The following is a 6,500-nucleotide window of genomic DNA, read 5'->3' on the forward strand; positions in this document are numbered from 1 at the left end:
CATGGGACAATTTCGCAGGTTCGATTTTTCAAGCAGGAGTAAGCGATGGAGAGACCTCGCAGCATTCAACCGCGGCCTTGAGACCCGTCGCGAGGTGCTGGGGGCCGACGACGTCGACAAGTCCATCGCCACGGCCGATGATTTCAGTGGGCCGATGCAGCAACTGACGAGGACGAGATCGGGAACCGGCCCGGACTGGGAGAGGAAGACGCGCAGCCTTCTAAACCTGGCGATGCTTTCTGCGCTCAACCGCCCCCGGATCAGTACTACGGCAAACATCCTGTCCATCAATTTCTCCAACAAAACCACTTCCGCCTGCGACGTTGCTGGCAACAACGCGACGGCAATTACGTCGCGTTGAGCGGGGATTTTGAAGCGAAAGGAAGGTGGTTCTGATGCGCATCGATCTTGCCCCCCGACTTCAGCTTGGAAAGCTGACGGTCTCCACGGCCGGCGACGTTCTCACCATCAACGGCGAGGCCTTCGACTTCACCGGACTCAACGATGGCGACACTTTGGAAGGTGTCTCGTGCGACTGGATCTTCGGCCCGGTCTCACGCGAACTGCAGATCACGCTGATGCTGCCGTGCGGTTACGATGCGCCGCAAGAGCGCACCTTTCCCCGACCCAATTATCAACCCCGCCGATGGGCGCATCATCTTTCCGGGAGACGCTACAGATGTGGACGGTTTGATCAAGGAACGGTTGTCACCTCCGAACAGAAACAAGCGATGGCGTTGGCCGCGCTAGAAGCCCTGTACGCCGGTGCTATCCAGTCGCATATGGACGCATTCGCTCGCTCGAAAAAGTACGATAGCATTCACACAGGCGCGTCTCACCCGCAATATGCGGCAGAAGGTGAAGCGATGCGCAATTGGCGTTCTCTGGCGTCTGGGGTCTATGCGAACGCAGAAATGGAGAGGGTGGTGACAGGTCAGCGCCCGCAGCCGACCGTTGAAGAACTGCTCCAGGACCTGCCGAAGATCGTCTGGCCGTAGCCGACCGGGCGGCCGAGGCGTGAGGGCGCCTCAGGCGACGGGAGTCAAGGTGAGGACCAGACCCGTCCGACAGCGCGATAACACAACCGTCGCACCCGTACCCTGCAGGGCGGATCAGCGATTACGTCGTGAGTTCTTAGAAATGGTAAATCTGCAGCCGGTTTCTCCGTCCCTACACCGCCTGAGCACGCGGCGCGCTTTCTTTATCTGCAGCGGCTCGCTCTCGGTGGGAAGGTCTTCGGCCGCAACTTCATCGTCGACGCCTTCCGCAGCCGTATCGGCGACACCGTGCCGCCGATACGGCGGATCGTCCCATCTCGATCACACGTCCAGTTGCCCAGGAGCTGGACCTGCAGAGCGACACGCAAACCAAGTGCCGCATCCGTAGTGTATCTAAACGGAATGAGATGACAAATCACAACACAGCATGCCGGTGAGGCCGACCGTCACGAGCAACACGAGTAAAACGGCGATAGCCACAAGCGAAAGCTCGACAAATCCATCAGGCACCACGGCATTCTCGAGTCAGGATCCCCGATAACGCCGACCTCACTCACTCACTCGTTCCAACCAAGGACAATTCGATGGATACGACCGTGCAGGACCTGCAGCGGCGCCTGACCGCGCTTGGCTACAACCCCGGCGAGGCCGACGGCATTTCCGGGCCGATAACCGACAGAGCGGTGCGCCTGTTCCAGATCGCCGAAGGGTTGGCCGTCGACGGGGTCGCCGGACCGAAGACACTGGCGCGGCCGCGCGAGAGGAAGTCGAGTCCGCGGTATCTGGCAATCCCGCCGCCGCAGTGATCGCCCGCCAGCCAAAGTCTAAGGCAATCGGCGCGGCTGTCGGCGACGGCCAGCCGAGACGCCCTGGTACGGCTATCTCTTGCCGGCGGTGCTGGCCGCCGCCGAACCAGGCATCAAGCAGGCACACGAGCGAGTTGTATTTTCCGACAGCTGCAACCGCTAATGTCGCCATCCCCTTCATGTGGCGGGAGCTACTGTGGGAACTGCAATCCAGTCGGTATGGCTCTGATCGAAGAAGGTCTGGCGTCATGGATGCAATCCGGTCAGCCGGTTTCCACCGGGCTCATCGCAGCTCTGGCCTATCTCGGCCCGCAGGGGCGAAAGTGGGGTGATCCAAGCAAAAGGCCCAGCGTTGTGCGTTACGCCGGGCCAAGCACAGTTGGATTGCAGGATGGTTGGAGATTGCCACCGCCCCGATGATACGCCCGGCCTGCCCTCATCACGATAACCCAAAGGGCTGGTGGCGCAGACTGATGGAGCGACCGGCGGAGATGCCAAGCATCGACGTCATTTGCCCGCCTCCGGCCTGTGCCCGGGGCTGACCGATCCGTGAAGTCATTGCCGCGGTCGGGGCAGAAGCTTCCCCACTTCTTATGGCGCGGGCGGGTGTCATTGTTCGACATGAACGCTGTCTGTCTTGAAGAATTTAGCAGAAGTTTTGAATACCAGGGTGCAGCCAAACGTAGAACTTCGCAATGCAGTACAAACGAGGATAGTGCACATGGCATTCCAGGTCTTCACAGCCGACTCTATCGGTGCAGGCGTTCGCGCCACTCTCGCGACGGGGGACGATATTTACATCGGCCGCAACGCGACGGTCGGTCGAACAGACGGCACAAATGGTGTCGACTCCACGATTGTCGGCACAGGCAGCCAGCACCGGGTGGACATTGCTGGCACCGTTCTCGGTCAAGAAATAGCGATCGATATCGGCGATTCCAGGGATGATTCCGATAACATCGTGAACATCGCCACAAGCGGGGTTGTGAGAGCTTATGAATTGGCTTCGTACGCCGTTCGAATGTGCGGGATCAGGAGCGAGCTCATCAATGCCGGCGACTTATGGGCTGATAACACGGGTGTTTTCATGTACTCCTTCGCTGATACGACGTCGAAGATCACAAACACCGGCACGATCGCGGGCGGCAACGAAGGTATCTTCAGGGCTGGCTTGGATAGCTACGGGATCATTTCTGTAGACAACTGCGGGACCATTTCAGGAAAGGCTTCCTCGTACAACGGGGGCTTTGCCACCGCAAAGGATCTCATTACGAATACCGGCCGCATGGTTGGTGATATTAATCTCTCTCGCGGCGACGACGTTTACGTCGGCACGAACGGCCGGCTGTCGGGCAGAGTCTACGGTGGCGAAGGGGTCGACGAGATTCGCGGTGGCATCGACAACGATACGTTTGACGGCGGCGAGGGCAATGATAAGCTCTACGGCGGATCCGGCAACGACACGCTCAACGGCGGTGCCGACACAGATCTGCTGGATGGCGGCGTGGGTGCGGACACGATGTCCGGCGGCCTGGGGAACGATACCTTCGTCGTCGACAGCACCGGCGATAAGGTGATCGAAAACGCTGATGAGGGCACCGATCTCGTCCAGGCCTCGATCTCCTACACCCTTGGCGCCAACGTCGAGAACCTGACGCTGACCGGCACGGGAAAGACCAACGGCACCGGCAACAGCCTGGCCAATGTCCTTGTCGGCAACGCCGCCAACAACGTTCTCGACGGCAAGGCCGGCGCCGACAAGATGCAGGGCGGCGGCGGCAATGACGCCTATATGGTCGACAATCTCGGCGATGCCGTAGTGGAGAAAGCAAACCAAGGCACCGATCTCGTCAATGCATCCGTCAGCCATAGCCTTTCAGCCAACGTCGAAAACCTGACGCTGACGGGGACGGGAAACATCGACGGCACTGGCAACGGGCTTGCCAACGTGATCAAGGGAACCGCAGGGATCAATATGCTGAAGGGTGGTGCCGGCAACGATATGCTGATGGGCGGAGCCGGCAACGACCGACTCTATGGCGGAGCGGGAGCAGACAAGCTCTACGGCGGATCCGGGGCCGACACCTTCGTTTTCGCGGCGATAGGTGACTCCACGSTGACTGSGAGCGACGTCATCTACGACTTCAACCGCACGCAGAAGGATAAGATCGACCTCAAGGCGATCGACGCCAGCACGAAGACCGGCGGCGACCAGGCCTTCACCTTCATCGGCACKGAGGCYTTYCACAAGAAGGCCGGCGAACTGCGTTACGAGATCAAACGCGGCGACACCTACATCCACGGCGACGTCAACGGCGATGGAAAGGCCGACTTTGCGATGGTGCTCGATCTCAGCCTGGCAATGAGCAAGGCGGATTTTGTCCTGTAAGGGGAAGGCGACGGTCGGCCAAGGGCAGGAGCCGGCGAGCGTGCCGGATTGCTCTGGCGTCCTGGTACTTCGAGCCACCACGCGCCCGCGGCAAAGATGGGTTGTCACCACCACCCGACCAGTTCCGATGCCACGTAACGTGATCGAGATTACAGAGTTGTAAGTTTTCCCGGCGGCGAAGGAGTTTATGATGTTGGCCGCCGTAGCATGCGGCAATCCTAGACAAGGAGAGCGTCATGTTCAGGATTGTGTTGGCAGCTTGTATGATCCTCAGTGCAGGCCAAACCTTCGCCGCGACCCAATATTATGTGCAGCACAAGGCCGGTGGAAAGTGCAGCATCTCGGAGCATAAGCCGGATGGCAAGACTGAGATGCAGGTAGGCCAAGCCTTCAAGACGAAGGCGGACGCCGAACATGCGATGAAATCGGCACACGAGTGCGGGTAAGCTTAGTCGAGCGGCGTTCTCCACCGAGCGCCGCTCAACCTTTTGCTACCACCATCCAACCAGTTGCCCCGGGGGGATGGCCACCGATGCTTTTCATCGGGTACCGCCGGCGTCGGAAGGCAGCATGCCGTCGAGGGGGATATCGCCGGCATGGCGGGCTTCACGTCCGCGCCCAAGCAGGGCCATTTGAGGGGAGAATTGAGCTTGGGCCCGGCACAAAACGTCTAGCGGCAACAAATGTTCCCTCAGCCACTGAGCATTTCTGCTTGGGTCGCCAGCCGTCTGTGTACTTCGTCCACCGGATCAACATGCGCGGAATGCACCGCAAGCCGAAGAAGCGCCTTGAGATGATCCCGTCCGCGGTAGTGAACAATCGGTGCAACAGGTGTCATCGCCGGTATCGTCCCGTCTTCGAACAGACGCGTGACTTCTGCAAAATTCGAAAACGCTTCGTGATTGCCGTCTTCGAGCAGGAGTGTCTCAGCGGGAGCACCCTCGGCCATGACCACTTCGTGGCGGTCGAGCAAGATATGGTAATACTCGACCGTTTCCCGACCATCGGGAAGGGCTGTGGCGATGGTCGTCCCGTTGACCAGATCCTTGGCTCTGATCAGCACGCCGTCGAGCAGCAGGGCATGATGCGGCGAGACGTAAAGATCGGCGTAGGGTGTGTTGTTGTCGAGGGCGTGGCGGGAAATGCGGACAGGCAGTATCTCGCGGTTCCGAATACCGAAAGATTGCCGGCCGATCCACCTGATCGCCATCGCCTGACCGCCTGCGGTCCAAACGAGATCACCAGCTTGCAGGGCTTCGATAGCGCGTTCCCCCGCTGGTGTCGCAATCATCGTCCCACGCAGAAAGCAGCGATGGCCCTTTCCCCTGCCGCGTCCTTTCCCGTTCCCACCTTTGTGGGCCGAGGCGGTCCCGGCGATCAGGGACGCAACTCCAGCAACCGTGGCAATCTTGGCGCCCGCTGATGCAGCAAGGCCGAGGAAATGGCGTCTGGCGCGATTGTGTTTTGATGGTGGCAACATCACTCGCTCTCCTTAGATCGGTTACCCCCCACTTCATCGATTATCGCGTTAACCAGGTGCTTGTCTCAACCACACCGATTGTGCCTGAGCGCTCGCAAAAATGGGTACGAAGCTAGCCCAAAGCGGTATTTTTGCTGCGGTGCATCACTGCGTACCAAGGCGAGCTTGGCGCGCAATCGCCGCTCGCCCAAACTATTTACGCGATTAGTTGATTCCGGTTATCGCAAAAAGAGTGGCAGGGCGCTATCTTATTGGTGGCGACCCCAACCGCCATCTCCGTACGCCAATCCCACCTTGCCCGGTCCGTGCCGGGCAATTTTTTCATGGGAGAACCTCGGAAGGACCGAATGTTTAAAATTGGCGGTCAATAGAATTCAGAATGATTGAAGGCGAAGACGAGGTCTTGTTCTGGGGTACGATCGAAGCCTACAAATACCCGCTTATCAGGTTAGCGGACATCCCCGCGGTAGAGGTGCAAAGCACCGAGGACGAAGAGGGCAGGATGACTGTTGAGTTCGTGAGAACCGACGGCCGTGCCATTCCAAGTCAAATCATCAACGTCACGTCTCCAAACTTCATCAGCGCGACAAAACAGCCGTAGTGCGTTGCGCCGCCCTTCCGACTGAAAATGCCGGCGACGGGGTATCGCCGGCCAGGCGGCCACAAAGGCTTCGCGCCCAACCGCGAGCGGCGTCGCAAGGTTCAGCGCTCCGCGGCAGAGCCGAACGGCCCTCTCGTACTTTTGCCCACGACGCAGGGGCCATTCGTTCTCGAGGAAGTCGAGAGCTTCGTAGGGCCCGGAAAAAATATGGTGGATGCCATTTTGA

6 protein-coding genes and 2 pseudogenes are annotated in these 6,500 nt (G+C 59.4%); 6 read left to right on the plus strand and 2 right to left on the minus strand.

Translation table 11 applies throughout. The features are described from left to right. Position 1 precedes the first annotated feature (1 nt). The 6 genes and pseudogenes from AC1DDS_RS24475 to AC1DDS_RS24500 all read left to right on the plus strand — a co-directional run bounded on the left by AC1DDS_RS24475 (position 2) and on the right by AC1DDS_RS24500 (position 4,639). A complete protein-coding gene (locus AC1DDS_RS24475) occupies positions 2–361 on the plus strand; it encodes a carboxymuconolactone decarboxylase family protein (protein WP_477481234.1) in 360 nt (119 codons plus the stop codon). Positions 362–395: 34 nt separating this feature from the next. Then, positions 396–998 carry a hypothetical protein gene (locus AC1DDS_RS24480; protein WP_477481235.1) on the plus strand — a complete coding sequence of 201 codons (603 nt, stop codon included), beginning with the start codon at positions 396–398 and terminating at the stop codon, positions 996–998. A gap of 584 nt (positions 999–1,582) precedes the next feature. Further along, positions 1,583–1,804: a peptidoglycan-binding domain-containing protein gene (locus tag AC1DDS_RS24485; protein WP_477481236.1), complete on the plus strand. Its 222-nt coding sequence runs from the start codon at positions 1,583–1,585 to the stop codon at positions 1,802–1,804. A gap of 176 nt (positions 1,805–1,980) precedes the next feature. After that, a pseudogene (locus AC1DDS_RS24490) lies at positions 1,981–2,224 on the plus strand (phage holin family protein); the annotation flags it as partial. Between the two features lie 301 nt (positions 2,225–2,525). Further along, positions 2,526–4,193, plus strand: coding sequence for a calcium-binding protein (locus tag AC1DDS_RS24495; protein ID WP_477481237.1), 1,668 nt, complete (start codon positions 2,526–2,528; stop codon positions 4,191–4,193). 236 nt (positions 4,194–4,429) lie between these two features. Further along, positions 4,430–4,639, plus strand: a complete 210-nt coding sequence (locus AC1DDS_RS24500) for a hypothetical protein (protein ID WP_477481238.1) — start codon at positions 4,430–4,432, stop codon at positions 4,637–4,639. Positions 4,640–4,884: 245 nt separating this feature from the next. Here AC1DDS_RS24500 and AC1DDS_RS24505 read toward each other — a convergent pair whose 3' ends face one another. Further along, complete coding sequence (locus AC1DDS_RS24505) at positions 4,885–5,673, minus strand: Hint domain-containing protein (protein WP_477481239.1); 789 nt, start codon at positions 5,671–5,673, stop codon at positions 4,885–4,887. Positions 5,674–6,328: 655 nt separating this feature from the next. Beyond that, positions 6,329–6,500: pseudogene (locus AC1DDS_RS24510) on the minus strand (DUF982 domain-containing protein); the annotation flags it as partial.

This window comes from Mycoplana sp. 10N416, assembly GCF_056394765.1.